Raw genomic sequence first — 18,260 nt, forward strand, 5'->3', positions numbered from 1 at the left:
AAGTCGCACGGTCGGGGTGCCGCACTAGAAGAAGAATCCCCGTGCATCAGGACAGGCTCAGCGAATGGCACCTCCTTCCAAGACGTCCCCGCAGGCGCGCCGCCGCAAGACTCCCGGCAAAACCAAACGGCAGGTTCGATCGGCAGGCGCGCAGACGCCGGTCCTCGAGCTGACGCCGGTCGAGCGCTCTCTGGCCGCGCAGTCTTCCTCGGCCGCTCTGCAAACCGAGATGGCGGCACTCGACAGCGTCCTGAAGGGGCCGCCCGCACTTTCGCCGGATAGTGAGCCGGTGCAGGCCATTTTGACAGGCGCGGCGCCCGACGATGCCGAGCGCTTGCAGGCGCTGCTGGTCGGCAAGGAAGCCAAGCGCGCCAGGCGCACCACCAGCGACGAACTGGCGGACGATTGGCGGCTGGGCGGCTACCCCTACAAGTCGCGGATGTATCGCCGCGACTACGAGGAGCAGAAATTCGTCCTGCAGACCGAGCTCTTGAAATTGCAGAACTGGATGAAGGAGAGCCGGCAGCGCCTCGTCCTGTTGTTCGAGGGCCGCGACGCGGCGGGCAAGGGTGGCGCGATCAAACGGTTCATGGAGCACCTCAATCCGCGCGGCGCGCGTGTCGTGGCGCTGGAGAAGCCGAGCGATGTCGAGCGCGGCCAATGGTACTTCCAGCGTTACGTGCAGCATCTGCCGACCGCCGGCGAGATCGTGCTGTTCGACCGCAGCTGGTACAACCGCGCCGGCGTCGAACACGTGATGAGCTTCTGCTCGCCGGCCGAGTACGGCGAATTCCTGCGCCAGGTCCCCGAGTTCGAACGCAATCTCGTGCGCAGCGGCCTGCACCTCATCAAGTTCTGGTTTTCGGTCAGTCGCGAGGAGCAGCGCCGGCGCTTCAAGGAGCGCGAAGGCCATCCGCTGAAGCAGTGGAAGCTGTCACCGATCGACCTCGCCTCGCTCGACAAGTGGGACGACTACACCCGCGCCAAGGAATCGATGTTCTTCCACACCGATACCGCGGACTGCCCCTGGATCGTGATCAAGTCCGACGACAAGAAGCGCGCCCGTCTCAACGCCATGCGTTACGTGCTGCATGCGATGCCCTACGCGGGCAAGGACGGCAAGCGCATCGGCATGATCGACGATCTCCTCGTCGGGCGTGCGAACGTGATCCACGAACGGGAAGAGCACGCGGGATAGAAGGGATGACGGACTGGCAACGGCTGAGCCCGTCCGCCCATTCCCTGCGGACGGCGCGACAGCCTTCGTTCAGTTCGCGTGTTGACGATCTCGGTTGGCTTGCCTCAGTCCGTCTTGCCGTTCGGGCTTCGCCGGATACCACGCTTCGCCCTTCTGGCATCACTTAACTGCGCCACGCGTAGCCCGAAGGGCGAAGCGTGGTGGGGGAGGCAGGACTCGAACCTGCGAAGCCATGAGGCGGCTGATTTACAGTCAGCTCCCTTTGCCACTCGGGACACTCCCCCGCTCGACGGCAGCACAATCGGGCCGGACCTTGCCGGCGGACCGAAGACGGCCATGGAACGTGAAGGCCGCGACAACCCGGATCGGGGCGCGACCGGGCGCGTTTATGGGCGATGCGGTGGGGCAAAGTCAACCGAGGCAAGCAGCTAAAATCGCCCTCTCCGACGCCGAAATTGCCATATTCCGGAACCCATGACAGAAGCGAGCCCATGAAGGATCGAAAATTCGGCCCCAAAGGGTCTCGCGGGGGAACTAAGCCCTTCAACCGGCCGGGGAAATCGGCTGGCCGGCCGGCTTGGCGCGACCGCGAATCGCATCTCGACGGCCCCGTCATTCTCTATGGCTGGCACACCGTCACGATGGCACTCGCCAACCCTCGCCGCCGGATCCGAAAGCTGACGCTGACCGAAAACGCCGCGCGGCGCCTTGCGGAAGAGAACATCGAGACCCGCGTGGCGCCGGAGATCGTGCGGCCCCAGGAGATCGATCGGCTGCTGTCTCCCGACGCCGTGCATCAGGGCCTTCTGGCGGAGGCCGATCCGCTGCCCTCGCCGGACATCGAAACCCTCGAGCAGGAAGGCATGGTGCTGGTGCTCGACCAGATCACCGATCCGCATAATGTCGGGGCCATCCTCCGCTCGGCCGCAGCTTTCGACGTGAAGGCGATCGTCACCACCGCGCGGCACAGCCCCGAAGCGACCGGCGTGCTGGCCAAGGCCGCCTCCGGCGCGCTCGAGCTGGTCCCGATTGTCACGGTGCAGAACCTCGCCCGCGCGCTCGCCGCATTGAACGAGCGCGGCTTCCAGACCGTGGGTCTCGACAGCGAAGGCAGCGAGGACATCAGCGACGTCGCGCTGCGCGAGCCGCTTGCACTGGTGTTGGGAGCCGAAGGCAAGGGCCTCAGGCAGTTGACGCGCGAGACCTGCAGCGTTGTGGCAAGGCTTGATATGCCCGGCGAGATCAAGAGTCTCAACGTCTCCAACGCCGCCGTGCTCGCGCTCTATGTCGGCGCAAGCCGGCTCGGCCTGATGAAGCGCTAGCGCTTTAGGTACCCGCATATCCGGACGATACCATACTACGCCTGTTTTGCCCGACGGATCAAATCGAAATATCTCTTTTTCCGAAATCTTGAACTCAAACAACGAGCCAATGAGCGACGATCGCTCATGTCGGCCTCATTGCGCTTCAAGTCCTTGATTTCACTGTTCCCGGCTACTGTGCATGGGGTTGTTTTGAAGTTAAAGCAAAACGCCCGTCCGCATCATGCGAACGGGCGTCCCGCAAAACTCAACCGGTCAAAGATCAGTAATAGCGGCGCAGCACGCGGTGACCGCCATAGTAGTGCGGCGCGTGGCGATGGGCGTAGCCATGACGATGAGCATGGCCGTAGTGCGTGCGCGGCAGATAGCCGTAACGCGGGCCGTAGCCGTAGCGATATGGACGGTAGTACGGACGGCGATAGGGATAGGCGGCCGGCGGCGCGACCGCAGCGGCACGATAGCCATAGCCGTAGCCATAATTGGCGGGCGCGACGACGGCGTCCTCGCGGTAGGTCGGATAAGGCGCGAAGGCGCCCGGACCGGTGTAGGTCGGGCCCTGGTTGACGTAGTAATACTGCGTGGCCGGCTCGGCGAGACGCTCATAGGCGCCATAACCATAACCGTAGCCATACCCGTAACCGCCGCAGCCGGTGTTGCAGCCGGAATAGACCGGCGCGACGGGCGCGCAGGTGGTGAAGCCGCAGGCCGCGGCGGGCGCGGTGGCCGCGAACGTCACGGCAACTGCCGCAACCAGTCCCGAAATCATCTGACGCATTACTCTCTCCTGTTGATTTCCGTTTTTTCGATTTTCGTTTCTCAACCCGGCGGCCTGCCGGGCAGTTCTGTACGCGGCCGCGGCCGAGGCGGCCGTGGTCGCTCGTTGATCTCGGGCGCGTAGATCACCGGCGGAGAATCGACGGGCGGGTCCATCTGCGCAGGCAGCGGCGCAGACGACGCGCCCCAACTCTGATGGTAGCTTTCGGCGGGCTTGGGCAATTTACGGTTGGCGGGCGGCTCGACCTCGAGCCGGCCGTAGCCCGGCCGCAGGCCGAGTGTCGGATAGTAATGGCCGACGTGGTCGGGTTGCCGCTCGGCGATATAGCGCCCGCCATAGATCGTCGGCTGCACTTGCTGATTTTTGCCGAGGCCCCAGGTGCCTTCGACCACGCTGTAGGACGCGTCGATGTTGTTGATGATGATCGGCACGCCGGGGCGGCCGGGAACGACGATCTCGAAGCCCTCGCCGGCGAGCGCCGCCGCAGGCAGACCGATCAGAAAGGCGGCGAGCGTTACAGCACGCATGACGGGATCCCGGGTTGTCCGGCGACAAGCTAACCGATCGCGACGCAGAGAGGGTTAAGGCCTGCTCACCAAATTCCGGTAAGCCTAACGTGCGAGGATCGCCCGCTCCTCAAATGCTGCAAGACGAGCTAGCGAAGCGTTAACGCGCTGGACCTTGCAGGCGGAACAGAGTTCACGCGCTCACGTCCGTTTGACTGTTCGCCCGCGAAAATCCCAAGGTGCATCGGAACGTCCGACGCGGCCAGCGTTTAGCCCCCGTCAACAGATTGGGAGCGAAGAACCATGAAGATCAAGCTTCTCGGGGCTACGGCGGTTGCAGCGACCATGCTGGCGGGTTCTGCCATGGCGCAAGCGGTCGTCACCAATCCTGGCCGCTGCTCGGCGCAATTCCCGAATGCAAACTGCCAGAACCTCGGCCCCGGTAACCCATACACCGATGGCGGGTATCGCGATCGCCGCGCGTCCTATGGGCAGACCAGCGGCGGTTGGAATAATGATTGGAACAGGAGTCGCACCGGCTTCTGGCCGACCGACGTCGCGGCCGGCGTAGCCGGCGCCGCAATCGGCACCGCCGGCGCAATTGCCACGGCTCCGTTCCGCGCGTGGGACAATTCCTACGCCTACGACAATTCGTGGGACCGCGGCTGGCACAATCGCGGATGGGACAACCGTACCTATGCACAGCGCAACGGCTTCGTCTGCACGCCCGGCACCTACTTCAGGGGCGAGGACGGCCGCCGTCACATCTGCCAGTAAGGCGGCTTGAACCGAACACGACCCATCAGGCGGCCCGCGAGGCCGCCTGATTCATGTCTTGCGACAGCGGCTTTCCGGTTCTGGCACTTTCCAATCAAGTCTGGTATTGCGACGCGCATGGGAGGACGGTCCCGGCGCGAGCCGACTTCTGCCTCCGCATCTCAAGCTTCGCCGGCTTAGCTCAGCGGTAGAGCAGCGGTTTTGTAAACCGAAGGTCGGGGGTTCAATCCCCTCAGCCGGCACCAGCTTTGACGCCGTTTCAATCCGAAGCCTTCAGCGCGCAGCTATGTGCGGCTCTCGGGTTTCGCCTCCGGCAACTGATCCAGCCGCCAGAGCCCGAGGCTCTTGTCGCGCCATCCGCCATCGCCCTCCTCGCACCGCTCGTTGATCGAGGCGTGCGGCGCCTGCCATTCGAACGGCGCCTTCTCCATGTTCAGCGCCCGCCAGTCGCCGTCCTCGCAATCCTGATTTTGCTCCCATTCGGGAAAGGTGGTTGCGAGCAGAAAGCGCGCGCCGCTCGCACGAAAATTCCTGACTGCGCGAGCGATGTTGGCGAAACTGAGATGCACCAGACAATCGCGGCAGAGAACCACGTCCGCGCGCGGCAGCGCATCGCGCGTGATGTCGCCGACAATAAACCGGGCGGATGAACCGGCACCTTCAACGCGCCGGCGATTGGCCTCGATCAGCGACTGCACGATGTCAACACCGGTGTAATCGACATCGAGTTCGAGCCGGCCGATCCATCCCGCATCGCCGCAGGGCGCATCCAGCAGCGAGCGCGCGCCGAGCCGTTGCAGCAGCGGAGGAAACGCTTCCCGGATCGCGCTGGTTGCGGGGTCCTCCGAACCGAGGCCAGACACCGAAGTGGCTGCGCCCCAAAGGTTGGTACGCTCGATGCGCTCGAACCGGGCGGCGAGATCGAGGCCCGCGAAATTCTCGCGGTCGGCGACGAAACGTTCGTGCGCGAGCACGGGAGGTCGATGGGAGATCATCGGACGAGCCTCATGCGAAGTCGCCAGCCAGTGTAACAGCCCATACGCAGCGTCCTGAATCGCCAAACGCCGTCGATCGATGAGACCGTCCCGGAACCAAAGACGTGCATCGCTCGTTCTCGACCCATGCGGATCAGGGAAGAAAATCGAAACATGTTTCTGCTGACGGCGGTGGCGCTGTGCTGTAGCGCCGTGGCCGGCACGGTCGCGATGTTCGAACCAACGCCAGCACCTCTTCCTGCAAAGCAGGTCGCCCAGCGCATGGCGATCGAAGCCTCCGCCCAGACGCCGGTCCGGGTCGTCGGCGCGCCATTCGAACCCAATGTCAATCCCAGCGAGCGGTAGCGCTCACCTCGGCGAAGCCTTCGTGCCCTCCTCGGGCCGGCCATAGGCACGCGCCAATTCTTCGACAAACGCGATCACCTCCGCCCGCTTCTCGCGCGGCAGCGACAGGAACGCACGGATGAGCCTCAGGCCCGCCGCCTCGTCCGACCGTTCTTCTCCTGCAACCATGCGCTTAATGTCGGATACCCGGGAAAAATATGCAATCCCTTGCAAACCTGCTTGATTCAACGCAGCCGCTTTGCTCGAATAAGAGCGGCTGAGGTGGATCATGAAATGGATCAGGGAGCGCGACGCACTGATCGCGCAGACACTCTCCTTCGTCCAATCCATGACCGGCAGGAAGGATGTCGTCCTTCAGCCGGAGACGCCAGCGGCTGGCACACCCATCTCGATGGACCTCATCGCCATGATGGCGGTCACCGCCGATATCGAAGCGCCACAAGAACCCCCTTCACCCCGGTCCACGCCTCCTGCCCTGCCCTGGGCGAGCGGCGATTTCCGCATCGAGATGCAGGCCCGCATCGCCAATTTCCGCAAGCACCAGGAGCGCTTCGAGCGCGAGCGGGAAGAATATTGCGCGGCGACCCTGACCAAATTGCGTGCCGCCCTCCGTGACGCCTCCGGCCGACCGGTCAAGAAATAACCCGCCCGGCTTACAGCCAGGACCACACCAGCCAGAGATTGGCCGCGCAGGCGCCGAGCAGCGCCAGCGTGAGCGGCAGAAGCATGTGTCCGCAGGACGTTTTCAGGTCGCTCGTCATGGCGGAAAACATCCGCTGATTCCGGCCGACGAGTCCCAGGGATTCTTTTTTCCGGGATTCAGGACTCGTTAAAGACTCAGGGCACGCCGTCCCGATCACGGCGCCGTGATCGAGCCCGAAGCCGGAACCCCATACGGCGCAAACTCGTTAACGGGCATTCTCGGAGCGGGAAAAATGCCCTACGCCCTATTCTGCAACGACGCCCAGATCAGCAAGGCCTATCCGAGCGAATCCGACGTCTGGAAGCTCGCGCAACGGAGTGGTCTCGTCGTGGACGTGGCGGCGGATGACGAGCGGGCCGGCCCGCGCCGGATGCTCGACAACGATTACGAGATCGCGCCCTGCCAGGCAGCACAGGGCGAGGACCCCGCCAAGAACAAGGCTGAGGCAGACCAGCAGTCCAGGATGGAGCTCGAACTGAAGTCTTGACGGGCTGGCCGAGCCGGAGCGGAGCTCAGGGCGTGGCCGCCGCAAGCGAGGCCTGCTCGCCCGGCATGGCCACGCAGGCCTTGCGGCGATGCAGCCCACGGATGGCGCCCGTAACCTTCAGGACCTTGCCCGACGGACACGACGCGTCCTTGACGAAGGCCACCTCATAGGGTGCCAGCATCAGAGGCTCGGATTTGAGGATTGTCTGTGCAGAGCACGGCAGGCAAAAGAAGCTCGAGAGCATCGCCGCCGACACCAAAATACGCATGTCCGTCGTCCCACCAGCCCGGTAATTCTCATATAACGCGTTCCGGAGCGCGAGTTCCCTACGTCGCAAAAATTATTTTTGCTTTACCCATGCCCCATGACGTCCGTGAGAAGGCGCGTCAGCTTCGTTTGCAAGCAAATGACGCGCCAGATGGTTCATACAAGGCGAATAAAGGTAGGCAAATGAAAGGCCGGCGGAGGCCGGCCTTTCATCGATCCTATGATTGCCGTCGGCATCAGTAGCGCGACGCCGCCGGGCCACCCCAGCCGAAGCGGTAGTTCACACCGACCTTGACGGTATGCTCGTCCTCCCGACCCCGTACGCCGACGACGTCGGCCGGGCCGGAGGTGAAGGTGGTGCTGCCAAAATTGTAGTACTGGTACTCAGCCTTGGCCGACCAGCTCGGGGCGAACATGTATTCAAGGCCGGCGCCGACGGTATAACCGTCCTTGCTGTTGCCGCTCGTGGTGAAGGCCTGAGGCACACCGGCGATGTTGACGCCGAGATTGTTGTTCCGCCAGGCATAACCGCCCTTGGCATAGAGCAGCGTCGGCCCCCAGGTGTAGCCGATACGGCCGGTCACCGATCCGATCTGGTCGGTGTTGGAGGTGACCTGCGTGCCGAGCGGGAAAGTGACGCCGTTGTTGTTGGTCGGCAGCCAGGAATACTGGGCCTCGATACCCATCACCCAGTTGGGTGCGAACTGGTAGTCGAAGCCGCCCTGCACGCCGCCCATGAAGCGGGCGTCGCTCGACTGGAAGCTGTTGTCGCCGGCAAACGCGCCGCCGACATGGCCGCCGATGTAGAACCCGGTCCAGTTATAGATCACCTGCGGGGGCGTGTAGGCCGGAGCCTTGGCGTAGGGGCGCGGCTGCATGTCTGCGGCTGCGGCCGGCGCGACCAGCGCAAGCAGAGCGGCTGCACCCAATAAAATCGACTTCATGATCATCCCCGTTCTTTCATTTGCGACACTCGGGAAACAACGTGGCGTGAATTGGGTTGCTTCGCGGCGATGCCGGAACGTTGATCGTTCGTTACTGTGACGGCGTGGCAACACTGCGAATTTGTTCCGTCACGTCGCCTGCGCAAGGCCGCCGCAACGATTTGTCGCAAGACGAAACCATCCCGTTCAAAGCTCGGCGACATGTGATCGAGCGGCCCCGGCTGCTTCTGCCTAGCACGAAGCCCTAAAGACGGGCTTTGTGCTACCGCGTCATCTTTTCCAGTTCCGGAAAGGGGGCGTAAACCGCACCGGCGCAGAGATCGCTGGTGCGGTCGACCACGCGGTCCGCCCGGCCGTTGACGAAGACCACGGCGCGTTCCCGCATGGCCTTGTAGCTGCCATCGGTCTCCCGCGGGGTGAAGTGCAGGCAGCTCACATAGAACTGCCGGCCACCGACCTCGCGCTGCACAGGTTCGGCCATGCTGGCATCGCGCACGCCGACCGGATTGTTGAGATAGGTCCGCATCAAGGCCAGCGTGTCGCTCCGGAAATTGTCGGGAAACGGCTGCGGTCCGCCCGCTTGGGTGCCGCCCATCAGCGTTGGGCGGTCACCATCGCTGCCGAAACATGCCGCAAGCGCCAGCGGCAACGCCAGGATCACCGCACATCTCGCCAATCTCCTCACAGGCCGCTCTCCGCTCGATCAGATCAGGAGACGTTCTAGCCCCAAGCCTGCTCGAAGGGAATTCGCTTGCCACGAAGCGAACAACGCACCGGCCGCCGCCGACGCCTCGCACTTTCGCACGAGACCTGGCGAACGGTCCGGGCCAGAAATCCGCGCGCGGCGGCGGGCAATGCAAGGATGCCGCCGCGCGGGACCGGTCGTCAGTTGCGCTTGTCGGTCGCTGCCGGCTTGGTCACGTCCGGCTTCTGTGACTGCTTGTCCTGATGGCGATGCTGGCCCACGGTCTTGTGCTCGTCGGGCGCAGCGTTGGTGTGAGCGTTCACCGCATTCGGCTTGCCGTCCATCTTGGCATCGGCCTTAACGTCGGCGGCCTTCGTGTCGGCCTTGAAGCCGGCTTCCGGCTTGACGGCAGTCGCCGCCTTGGGCTGGCTCTGGTCTGCCTTGATCGCCGGCGCGGTCGTGGTGGTCTTGCCGGCCTCGGCCGCGAAGGCCGGGGCTGCGAGCACGGAGGCTGCGAGCAAGGCTGCGGAAATGGTCTTCAACATGGAGGTCTCCTCTGGAATGATCTCGAGGCGGCGCCGTCTCGCCTGCCCTTCGACCGTGGTTGGGAGCCTAGGGGCCGCGCACTGAACCCAATCTGAAGCCTCTCGCAGGCTTCCGTTCATCTCGATGACGCGTTTGTCATCCGCAGGCGGGCGAATAGATCGTGCGAAGCGGGAATGTTTTTGCGCAACGGGTGTTCCGGTCTTCAGGCAATCGTGTAGGATCGCCACGTTCAGACGGGAGAATTTAGATGCGCAAACTCTCAATGTTTTTTGTGCCGGCACTCCTCGCCTTGGCGCTGGCGGCTGCGCCTGTACTGTCCAGCGCGTATGCGGCGGGCAGCGACGAGCCTTCGTCGCCGCCGAAATCGGACTCCTCGACCAAGAAGGGCAAGAAGAAGAGCTCTTCCGTCAGCGACCCCAAATTCCTCGCGACCTATCGTACCGCCTATGCCGCGATCTACGACAAGCACGATTACTCGGGCGCCATCGACCAATTGAAGTCGCTCAAGCGCGACGACGTCGCCGACGTCGCCAACCTGATCGGCTATTCCTATCGCAAGCTCGGCGACTATCAATCGTCGAAGGTCTATTACGAGCTGGCGCTGAAGGACGATCCGAACCACGTCCGCACATGGCAGTATTACGGACTCTGGCAGCTGGAGCAGGGCAATCGCGAGCAGGCGCAGTATCACCTCGACAAGATCGCCTCGCTCGCCGGCACCGACAGCTCCGAGTATCGCTCGCTGGCCGCTGCGCTCGACAAGCCGACCGGCGCCACGCTCGTCTACTGAAGCATCCAGTCTTCGGACCCCGCATACGGGCACAACCTGCCGGTTGTGCCCGTTCCGCGTTCTCGGCTAGGCTTCCTGCCTTCAATCTCCCTGCGAATTGGTGCGCGATGGACCCGTGGCTGCGACCCGCGATCGACTACATCGGCTCCTGGATCGAATTCCAGCTGGCGACACTCCAACAGCCAGGCGTCCTCGTCGCGTTCGCCTATCGCGGCGAGATCGTGGCCGAGCACGCGTTCGGTCTCGCCAACCTCGACACCGGCGAGAAGCTCACTTCGCGCCATCGCTTCCGCATCGCCTCGCATTCAAAGAGCTTCACCTCCGCCGGCATCATGAAGCTGCGCGAGCAGCGCAAGATCCGGCTCGACGACACGGTCGGGCAATATGTCGGCGGCCTGCATCCGCGCGTGGCCGAGACGACGATCGCGCAGGTGCTCTCGCACAGCGCGGGGTTGACGCGCGACGGCGCTGATTCCGGCCAGTTCATCGACAGCCGCCCCTATCTCAACGCCAGCGAGCTGCTTGCGGAATTGAAGCAGCCGGCCGCGATCGAGGCCGGCACGCGCTTCAAATATTCCAATCACGGCTTTGGCCTTCTCGGCCTCGTGATCGAGGCCGTGACGAAGGAGCCCTACCCCACCTGGATCAAGCGCGAGATCATTGCACCCGCGGGCTTGCGCGAAACCGAACCGGACACTCCGCTTCCCAGGGCCGCCCTGTTCGCGCGCGGCCACACACGGAGGCTGCCATATGGCGAGCGATGCGTCATCGCCGGGGACAATCCCGCCCAGGCGATGGCATCGGCTGCAGGCTTCGCCGCCACCGCGGCTGACACGGCCCGCTTCTTCGCGCAGCTTGCGCCCAATGCGAAGAAGAGCGTGCTGTCGGTTGCGAGCCGCCGCGAGATGACGCGCCACCATTGGCGCATCCCGCAGAGCTTCGAGGCCTACTACGGCCTCGGCGTCAATGCCGGCAAGACCGACGGCTGGGACTGGTTCGGCCATAGCGGCGGTTTCCAGGGCTACATCTCGCGGACCTGCTCCATTCCCGCCTGCGAGCTCGCCATCAGCATCCTCAGCAACTCCATCGACGGAGCGGCACCGATCTGGATGGATGGCGCGATGCAGATCCTGCGAGTCTTCCAGACCCGCGGCGCGCCCGATCGCCGCCTGCGCGACTGGACCGGCCGGTGGTGGACGATCTGGGGCGCGACCGATCTTGTCCCCGCAGGCAACCGCGTGCTCCTCGCCAATCCGCAGTTCAACAACCCGTTCATGGATGCCGCCGAGATCGAAGTCACCGGTCGCGATAGCGGCAAGCTGGCCTGGGCCGCAGGCTATTCCAGCCACGGCGAGCCGGTGCGCCGCGTTCGCAACAAGCGCGGCAAGGTCAGCGAGATCTGGATCGCAGGCGCCAACGTGAAGCCTGCAGCCGTGGTCGCGCGCGAGATCGCGCGCCGCTATCCGCCGCGCAAGCGCCGGCCTACTCCCGAATGAGCGTCTCGACCTCGCTCCGGAATGCCTGTCGCGCCCCCTCGCGCGAATAGAACATGTGGCCGCCGGGATAGACGACGAATTTCACGCGCTGCGTGACGAAGGCCGGCAATTGATCGAGCACTCGCTTCGTCCCGAAATAGGGCGTGGCGAGATCGAACAAGCCGTGCGCGACCAGCACGTTCAGCTTCCCATCGGTTGCGAGGATCTGGCGCAGCTCCGAGATCGACTGCGGCGGGTCGATGCCGCGGCCGAAATCCCATTGACCTCCCACCGCGCCGTTCAGGACTTCATAGGAGCCGCCGGGCCGCCAGTTGAGCTTGCGCGAGAGCACGTCAACCGCTGCGCTCGTCAGCGGCGCCTGAAGCGCATCGCCGGAGGGATCGCCGAAGCGCGAGTTGCTGGAATCCGGATAGGGATCGAAGCCACGCACCGAGGCATCGTAACGCCCCGTCACCTTGCCGTTCTTGCGGTCGAGCTCGCGGCGGAATTCGCTGACGTCGAAGCGGCCGGCTAGCCTGCGGCTGACGGCCTGATCGATGCCGGTGAGCTGGGCGACCTTGTCCGCGAGACGATTGGTCGCCTCCTTGTCCGCCTCGCCCTTGACGAGGTCGGTCAGGAACTCGCCGCGCGCGTAGGCCTCGACATCGGCGAGGTCGGCGCGCTTGACCGGTCCCTTGGCCTCACGGGCGACCGCGACATAGCTCGGCAGCGTCGCGACATATTGCAGGATGCTGGTGCCGGTGAACTCGCGGAAGTCAAACAATGGCGACACCAGGATCAATCCCCTGACGCCGACACCCTGCTGAAGCTGCAACTGGCGCACGACCTTCGGGCCGCGAATGCCGCCATAGCTTTCACCGGCAACAAATTTCGGCGACGTCAGCCGCTCGTGCTTCTCGAGCCAGCGTCGGATCACGAGCGCGATGGAATTGACGTCGCCGTCGACTGAGTAGAAGGATTTTCGCGCCTCCTCGCCGCTGGCGACGAAACGGCTGTAGCCGGTGCTGACGGGGTCGATGAACACGAGATCGGTGAAGTCGAGCCAGGTCTCTGCGTTCGGCTTCACCTCGGGCGAGGCCGAGGGCGACAGGGCCTCGCCGTCGAGCGGCAGCCGCCATGGACCGGCCGCACCGAACTGGAGCCACGCCGAGGACGCGCCGGGCCCGCCGTTGAACAGGAACGTCACGGGCCGGTTTGCGCGGTCGGCACCGTCGAGCTCATAGGAGGTCACGGCGATATCGGCCAGCGGCTCGCCCTTGCCGTCGAACACGCGGATCGAGCCGGCGGTGGCCGTGAAATTGAGAGTCCGGCCGGGCAGATCGAGTGTCTGCCTCGTGATCGAATCCGGCGGCAGCCGGTGCTGCTCGGCCGCGGAGGGCGAAGCCGGTGAAGCGTTTGGTGCGCCACCGCCGCGACCGCCCTTCTGTCCGCCCGGCGAGGCCGCCTCGGGGCGCGGCTGCGGCGTATCATCCGCGCGCGCAAAGCCCGCGAGCGCGAAAGCCGAGACCGCCAGCACCAGGCTCGCGCGGCGGAGCATCGGCAGATGCTTGACCATGATCGTTCTCCCTGCCCGGCGGTGACAACCGGTGCAGACTGCAGCCTAACGCGGAATTGCGACGGTTTGGGGGATCATTGGACTGGCGGGACTGGAGCGGCCGACCAGGTTCAAGCCGCTGCTCTCCTCAACTCCGGATGGACATCTCCGTTAGTTTTGCTGGTCGGTCATCCTCGACAATGCAGGCCCACCTCGTATAGACGGGCCCGGCGGAACTTTTCTCCAGCAAGGCGGCCCTGCCGAGAAGCCATGACCAAGCCCTCGCGATATGACCGGATCGCCTTCGTCGCCAGCCCGAGCAACGAGGCACAGGCCGCCTTTGGCCAGCTCACCAGGGACTATGGCAATTGCGACCCTGCGGATGCCGACGTCGTGGTCGCGCTCGGCGGCGACGGGCTCATGCTCCAGACGCTGCACCAGAACATGCGCACGGGCAAGCCGATCTACGGCATGCATCGTGGCACGGTCGGTTTCCTCATGAACGAGTACTCGACGCACGATTTGCGTGCGCGGCTCGCGGCGGCTCACGAATCCGAGATCAATCCGCTTCTGATGCGCGCGACCGATGTCAACGATCGCGTCCACCTGCATCACGCCATCAACGAGGTCGCCCTGTTCCGACAGACCTACCAGGCCGCGCGCCTGAGGATCCTGATCGACGAGCGCGAGCGCATGTCCGAGCTGATCGCGGACGGCATCATGGTGGCGACACCGGCCGGCTCGACCGCCTATAACCTCTCCGCGCAGGGACCGATCCTGCCGATCAACGCCGCGCTTCTTGCGCTGACACCGATCAGCGCCTTCCGCCCGCGCCGCTGGCGCGGCGCGCTGCTGCCCAATACGGCCTATGTCGTGATCGAGGTGCTGGAGGGCGACAAGCGGCCCGTCGCCGCCGTCGCCGACCACGACGAGGTACGCGACGTCCGCCGCGTCGAGGTTCTCTCGGACAAGACCATCTCGATGCGCATGCTGTTCGACCCCGGCCACAGCCTGGAAGAGCGCATCCTGCGCGAGCAGTTCGGCTATTGATCCGCCCGCCCGCATCGCCTCAAAGGGCCCGGCAGCAACCCTTCGTTAACTCCCGGCGCGATATGGTTAACGAAGGTTGACCGCTTTGGCCCGGGCGTCATGTTCCGTATCGATTTCAACAAGCTGCGCTTCCTCGTCTGCGACGACAATCCGCACATGCGCCGCATCCTGCGGACGCTGCTGCATTCGTTCGGCGCGCGCGAAGTCTACGAGGCCGAGGACGGGGCCACGGCGCTCGAAATGTACAGCCACTACGTGCCCGACATCGTCATCACCGACTGGGCCATGCCGATCTTCGACGGGCTCGAGCTCGCGCAGATGATCCGCCAACCGGAATCCAAGGGCAATCCTTACGCGCCGATCATCATGCTGACCGGCCATTCCGAGAAGCGTCGCGTCACGGTCGCACGCGATGCCGGCGTGACCGAATTCCTGGCCAAGCCGATCTCGGCCAAGGGCCTCTATCAGCGCATCCTCAACGTGGTCGCCAATCCCCGACCCTTCATCAAGACCAAGACCTATTTCGGGCCGGACCGCCGCCGCAACACCAACTCCGCCTATATGGGCCCCGAGCGCCGTGTCGGCGAGAAGCACGAGGTGCTGCAGCAGCCCTCACTGCTCGACAAGGCCCGTTCCTCAATCTAGCGCAACCTCTCCAGACGAGGCAGGCATCATGGCGAAGAACAGCGCGAAGGACATCGAGGTCAAGGCCTTCGCCACGCATCACGTCATCACCCAGCCCAATCCGCTGCGAAAGGTCCTGCGCCGCGTCGAAGAAAAGGACATGGACGATCCGGTCGCCCGCGCCGAGCAGGCGCTGGCAGGCCTGTCCGGCGAGTTCAAGGATTGGATGGCGATCGAGGTCCAGCGACTGTCCGCCGCCTGGACTGCGGTGCAGAAGGATGGCTTCACGAAGAAGCTGCGCGACGAGCTGTTTCACGCCGCACACGACATCAAGGGCGACGCGGCGACATTCGGCTTTCCTTCGGCCGCGGGAATTGCCGAAAGCCTCTGCCGCGTCATCGAGCACGCACCTGATCTGCAGAAGGTGCCGCCCGAGCTGTTCACGCACCACATCAATGCCATTCTCGCCATCGTGCACGAGAACACCAGGCTCGACACCATCAGCGTCTCAGCCGAGCTCAGCCGTCGCCTGCGCAAGGTCGCCGACGACTATCTCGCCCACGTCAATCGCGACCGGCCCGAGCATCTCGAGGTGATCCTGTCCCCGAGCATCGCGCCGGTGGAGTAGCAAGGCTCTCTCCTCTCGTCATTGCGAGCGCAGCGAAGCAATCCAGAATCCCTCGGCGGGAACAGTCTGGATTGCTTCGCTGCGCTCGCAATGACAGAATTTGCGTCTTCCCGCCTGCCCAACCGCGGGCTTTGAACTAGGCCGCAATCAGATCGTCATAGGCCGGGTCCATCGCCTCTTCCGCGACCAGCTCGTCGCAGAACAGCCTTGCCTCTTCACGCGCAGACTCCGTGGCGAAGCGGCGGAGCAGGACCATCAGCGGCTCGGTGACGCCGCGCTCCATCTCGCAATGGGTGAGCACGCGCTCGACCATGCGCCGGCGGAGCCGCACCGCACCGTCATCGCTGTCGACAAAACCCTGCTCGTGACAGGCATCGAGCGCAACCTGGAACGCCGCAAACGTCGTCTCGGGCAGCCCGGCGCGGCGCAGCAGCGCCTGCAGGCTGTTGCCGCCGCGGTCGTGCAGCAGCGCCGAGACGCGTGCCAGCGGCAGATCGGCAAGCTCGGCAAGTGCCGCATCGAACAGATCGAGATTGCTCGACAGCAGTGCACGCAGGATCAGTCCTGCGGTCAGCTGGCCGGTGACGCGCAGGTGACGCACCAGGCCCTGCATATCCTCTCCGCGGGAGCGTGCCGCGATGTTCATGGTGGAGCGGTCGCGTGCCTCGATCGTGATGCGGTCCGCGCGATCGGCGCTCAGCCAGTTCCGCGCCACCACGAATTGCGCCAGCATCTCCGAGAGCTTTGCCACCAGCGCTGCGCGCGTTGCCGCCGGCAGATCCTCCAGCACCAGCATCGCCTCGCGGATCGCGGCGAGATGGCCGTGGCGCTCGACGATGCGGTCCCAGGAGAACGGCGCCAGTTCGGCATGTGGGTTTTCGATCAGCTCCAGCGCGGCAGCCGCGCAGCCGACTTCGGCGATGGCGGCGCAGACCGATACCGGCAGCGCAATGCGGCGGGCGACCGCGCATTGCACCTCTTCGTTGCCGGTCGCAACGATGTCGACGAGATCGGCGTCGATCAGCAGCGGAGAATGTTCGAGGACGGGCAGCGCGACACTCGGCTGGTCTGCCGACAGCGCCCGCACGATTGCGGCCGGCGCTTCAAGGCTGCGGGCAAAGGCCTCGGCCATCGCCTGTCGCACCAGCGGCGAGGGATCGTCCAGGAGCATCAGAAGCGCGCCTTCGGCGGCGATACGGTCGTCTGCAGAAAGGTCCGAGATCAGCCAGGCCCGGGCCAGTGCCCGCGTTGCCTCGGCCCGCTCGCCGGCCGGCGCCGTTCTGATCCAATTGATGAACTGCCGAACAATCATCCTGTTTCCGGCTTACACAACAAACGAAATGGTGACCTCTCGCCACCTGCAATACAAAATAAACCACGACGCTTAACAAAGCGTTCACCATAACTGGCTGGTTTCATTGATGATTTGTTAAGGACAGGGGCGCCTGGGCTGCGTGCCGGACGTATCGCAGCGCCGCCTCAGGCGATGCTCCCCGCAGATGCGAGAGTGGCGTTAACTCGAGAACGTGCCGCTGCGATCGCTGAAGAGGTCGAGCGGCTGCGGCGGCCGAACGTCCGGCGTTGCCGAGGCAATTGACGTGAGCGAGGCGTTGTTGCCCCATAATTTCTGCACCGTCGCGGAGACCGGCTGCGTCGCATCGCCGGGCTGATAGATCGAACGAAACACCGGAGTGCTTGGAGCATTCTCGGCAAGCGTCTTCGACGTCGTCGCGCTGACGGGCGTCACCGCGCGCGTGTTCGGAAACGTCTGAAGATATGCGGCATTGTCGATCACGGGTGCGCTCGGCAGCACGCCGCTTGCGCTCGCCACCTCAGTGGTCGACGGCGTGCCGCCATACATCGCCATCGCGCTGCGGGTCACTTTCGAGTTGGCCGCGCTGGCGTAGCGCGCGTCGAGCACCGAATAGACCTCGGAGACGCTGCGGGCGCGGCCATCTTTCGCGTAGAAGATCGAGCGGTTTGCGGCAGCCGCATTGGGAAACAGCCTCGCGCCGACGGCTTGCGGATTGTCCTCGGCATTGGCGATGAGTTTTGCGGCTCCGCCGACGCCCATGAAATGGGCCATGTAGAGCTCGCTGTCGCTGGGCCTGCGGCCGAGAAGGCCGGTGAGCTTGAAGCTGTTCGACTGCGTCAGCGCCGCGGCCATGCTCGATGCCGCCTCCGGATCATCGCGCAGCTTCATGATCGACCGCTTCTTCACGGGATCATCGACGGTGTAGGTACCCGACGGCGTCCTGGTGATGGCGTCGGCGTAGCTGCCGTAGCCGAGCTGGGCGCCCGCCTCTTTGACGGTGCCTAGCCATGTCTGGTCGATGAACTGGTAGAGCCCCTGGGCGGACGAGGTGGGGGCAGCAGCCGTCGGATTGAAGTCCGATTCCATCTTGGCGGTGGTCAGCATGTACTGGAAGCTGACGCCGGAGATGTTCGAGGCCTGCTTGATCGCACCGGCGACCCGCGCGCGCGAGGGGTCGAGACCGGCCGTGTGCGTCGCACTGGAATTGTCGACCGACATGATGAAGTACCCGCCCCGTGCGGCGTTCCGCGGCGCCGGCAATTCGGCGCCCGTG

22 protein-coding genes and 2 tRNA genes are annotated in these 18,260 nt (G+C 64.5%); 12 read left to right on the plus strand and 12 right to left on the minus strand.

Going from position 1 to position 18,260, the window contains the following annotated elements; genetic code table 11:
* The first annotated feature begins 64 nt into the window (after positions 1 to 64).
* Positions 65 to 1,198 (plus strand): polyphosphate kinase 2, encoded by a 1,134-nt coding sequence (gene ppk2 / locus K408_RS0122120; protein WP_024340696.1) that lies wholly within the window; start codon positions 65 to 67, stop codon positions 1,196 to 1,198.
* Between the two features lie 198 nt (positions 1,199 to 1,396).
* Here ppk2 and K408_RS0122125 read toward each other — a convergent pair.
* Positions 1,397 to 1,482, minus strand: a tRNA-Tyr gene (locus tag K408_RS0122125).
* Positions 1,483 to 1,689: 207 nt separating this feature from the next.
* On the opposite strand from K408_RS0122125, the gene rlmB reads away from it, so the two are divergent.
* Positions 1,690 to 2,520, plus strand: coding sequence for a 23S rRNA (guanosine(2251)-2'-O)-methyltransferase RlmB (gene rlmB / locus K408_RS0122130; RefSeq protein ID WP_024340697.1), 831 nt, complete (start codon positions 1,690 to 1,692; stop codon positions 2,518 to 2,520).
* Positions 2,521 to 2,782: 262 nt separating this feature from the next.
* On the opposite strand, the gene K408_RS0122135 is transcribed toward rlmB, so the two are convergent.
* Both K408_RS0122135 and K408_RS0122140 read right to left on the minus strand, forming a co-directional pair.
* Positions 2,783 to 3,295, minus strand: coding sequence for a hypothetical protein (locus tag K408_RS0122135; RefSeq protein WP_024340698.1), 513 nt, complete (start codon positions 3,293 to 3,295; stop codon positions 2,783 to 2,785).
* Positions 3,296 to 3,336: 41 nt separating this feature from the next.
* A complete protein-coding gene (locus tag K408_RS0122140; protein WP_024340699.1) occupies positions 3,337 to 3,822 on the minus strand; it encodes a hypothetical protein in 486 nt (161 codons plus the stop codon).
* A gap of 282 nt (positions 3,823 to 4,104) precedes the next feature.
* Between K408_RS0122140 and K408_RS0122145 the strand changes: the two genes are divergently transcribed.
* Positions 4,105 to 4,578: a hypothetical protein gene (locus K408_RS0122145; RefSeq protein ID WP_024340700.1), complete on the plus strand. Its 474-nt coding sequence runs from the start codon at positions 4,105 to 4,107 to the stop codon at positions 4,576 to 4,578.
* 170 nt (positions 4,579 to 4,748) lie between these two features.
* Positions 4,749 to 4,823 (plus strand) — tRNA-Thr (locus tag K408_RS0122150).
* A gap of 39 nt (positions 4,824 to 4,862) precedes the next feature.
* Here K408_RS0122150 and K408_RS0122155 read toward each other — a convergent pair.
* The gene (locus K408_RS0122155; protein WP_024340701.1) at positions 4,863 to 5,573 is read right to left on the minus strand and encodes a class I SAM-dependent methyltransferase; all 711 of its coding nucleotides are present in this window, start codon (positions 5,571 to 5,573) and stop codon (positions 4,863 to 4,865) included.
* Between the two features lie 153 nt (positions 5,574 to 5,726).
* Between K408_RS0122155 and K408_RS0122160 the strand changes: the two genes are divergently transcribed.
* A complete protein-coding gene (locus K408_RS0122160; RefSeq protein ID WP_024340702.1) occupies positions 5,727 to 5,918 on the plus strand; it encodes a hypothetical protein in 192 nt (63 codons plus the stop codon).
* Between the two features lie 3 nt (positions 5,919 to 5,921).
* Here K408_RS0122160 and K408_RS42205 read toward each other — a convergent pair whose 3' ends face one another.
* Positions 5,922 to 6,188, minus strand: a complete 267-nt coding sequence (locus tag K408_RS42205; protein WP_155248568.1) for a hypothetical protein — start codon at positions 6,186 to 6,188, stop codon at positions 5,922 to 5,924.
* On the opposite strand from K408_RS42205, the gene K408_RS0122170 reads away from it, so the two are divergent.
* Positions 6,187 to 6,561 (plus strand): hypothetical protein, encoded by a 375-nt coding sequence (locus K408_RS0122170; RefSeq protein ID WP_024340703.1) that lies wholly within the window; start codon positions 6,187 to 6,189, stop codon positions 6,559 to 6,561. The genes K408_RS42205 and K408_RS0122170 overlap by 2 nt on opposite strands.
* Positions 6,562 to 6,853: 292 nt before the next feature.
* On the plus strand, positions 6,854 to 7,108 hold the full coding sequence (locus K408_RS0122180) for a hypothetical protein (protein ID WP_024340704.1): 255 nt from the start codon (positions 6,854 to 6,856) through the stop codon (positions 7,106 to 7,108).
* A gap of 25 nt (positions 7,109 to 7,133) precedes the next feature.
* Here the strand turns inward: K408_RS0122180 and K408_RS0122185 are convergent, their stop codons facing one another.
* From K408_RS0122185 to K408_RS0122200, 4 genes are all read right to left on the minus strand, one after another.
* A complete protein-coding gene (locus K408_RS0122185; RefSeq protein ID WP_024340705.1) occupies positions 7,134 to 7,376 on the minus strand; it encodes a DUF6719 family protein in 243 nt (80 codons plus the stop codon).
* 235 nt (positions 7,377 to 7,611) lie between these two features.
* Positions 7,612 to 8,319, minus strand: a complete 708-nt coding sequence (locus K408_RS0122190; protein WP_024340706.1) for an outer membrane protein — start codon at positions 8,317 to 8,319, stop codon at positions 7,612 to 7,614.
* A 262-nt stretch (positions 8,320 to 8,581) separates the two neighbouring features.
* Positions 8,582 to 8,977 (minus strand): hypothetical protein, encoded by a 396-nt coding sequence (locus K408_RS0122195; protein WP_035698425.1) that lies wholly within the window; start codon positions 8,975 to 8,977, stop codon positions 8,582 to 8,584.
* 227 nt (positions 8,978 to 9,204) lie between these two features.
* Positions 9,205 to 9,549, minus strand: coding sequence for a His-rich protein BRANT (locus K408_RS0122200; RefSeq protein WP_024340708.1), 345 nt, complete (start codon positions 9,547 to 9,549; stop codon positions 9,205 to 9,207).
* 248 nt (positions 9,550 to 9,797) lie between these two features.
* Between K408_RS0122200 and K408_RS0122205 the strand changes: the two genes are divergently transcribed.
* Positions 9,798 to 10,340, plus strand: a complete 543-nt coding sequence (locus K408_RS0122205; RefSeq protein WP_024340709.1) for a tetratricopeptide repeat protein — start codon at positions 9,798 to 9,800, stop codon at positions 10,338 to 10,340.
* Positions 10,341 to 10,447: 107 nt separating this feature from the next.
* Positions 10,448 to 11,836, plus strand: a complete 1,389-nt coding sequence (locus K408_RS0122210; protein ID WP_024340710.1) for a serine hydrolase domain-containing protein — start codon at positions 10,448 to 10,450, stop codon at positions 11,834 to 11,836.
* On the opposite strand, the gene K408_RS0122215 is transcribed toward K408_RS0122210, so the two are convergent.
* Positions 11,823 to 13,391: a S10 family peptidase gene (locus K408_RS0122215; RefSeq protein ID WP_024340711.1), complete on the minus strand. Its 1,569-nt coding sequence runs from the start codon at positions 13,389 to 13,391 to the stop codon at positions 11,823 to 11,825. The two genes, K408_RS0122210 and K408_RS0122215, sit on opposite strands and share 14 nt — an antisense overlap.
* Before the next feature lie 249 nt (positions 13,392 to 13,640).
* On the opposite strand from K408_RS0122215, the gene K408_RS0122220 reads away from it, so the two are divergent.
* The 3 genes from K408_RS0122220 (at position 13,641) to K408_RS0122230 (ending at position 15,672) form a co-directional block, all read left to right on the plus strand.
* Positions 13,641 to 14,420, plus strand: a complete 780-nt coding sequence (locus tag K408_RS0122220; protein ID WP_024340712.1) for an NAD kinase — start codon at positions 13,641 to 13,643, stop codon at positions 14,418 to 14,420.
* Positions 14,421 to 14,519: 99 nt separating this feature from the next.
* Positions 14,520 to 15,065, plus strand: coding sequence for a response regulator (locus K408_RS0122225; RefSeq protein WP_008549760.1), 546 nt, complete (start codon positions 14,520 to 14,522; stop codon positions 15,063 to 15,065).
* A 28-nt stretch (positions 15,066 to 15,093) separates the two neighbouring features.
* Complete coding sequence (locus tag K408_RS0122230; protein WP_024340713.1) at positions 15,094 to 15,672, plus strand: Hpt domain-containing protein; 579 nt, start codon at positions 15,094 to 15,096, stop codon at positions 15,670 to 15,672.
* A gap of 136 nt (positions 15,673 to 15,808) precedes the next feature.
* Here the strand turns inward: K408_RS0122230 and K408_RS0122235 are convergent, their stop codons facing one another.
* Together K408_RS0122235 and K408_RS0122240 are read right to left on the minus strand one after the other, a co-directional pair.
* Positions 15,809 to 16,984, minus strand: coding sequence for a DUF2336 domain-containing protein (locus K408_RS0122235; protein WP_024340714.1), 1,176 nt, complete (start codon positions 16,982 to 16,984; stop codon positions 15,809 to 15,811).
* Between the two features lie 201 nt (positions 16,985 to 17,185).
* Positions 17,186 to 18,205, minus strand: a complete 1,020-nt coding sequence (locus K408_RS0122240; RefSeq protein ID WP_245265907.1) for a transglycosylase SLT domain-containing protein — start codon at positions 18,203 to 18,205, stop codon at positions 17,186 to 17,188.
* Positions 18,206 to 18,260 lie beyond the last annotated feature (55 nt).

This window comes from Bradyrhizobium sp. in8p8, assembly GCF_000426845.1.
GTDB classification, from domain to species: domain Bacteria; phylum Pseudomonadota; class Alphaproteobacteria; order Rhizobiales; family Xanthobacteraceae; genus Bradyrhizobium; species Bradyrhizobium japonicum_C.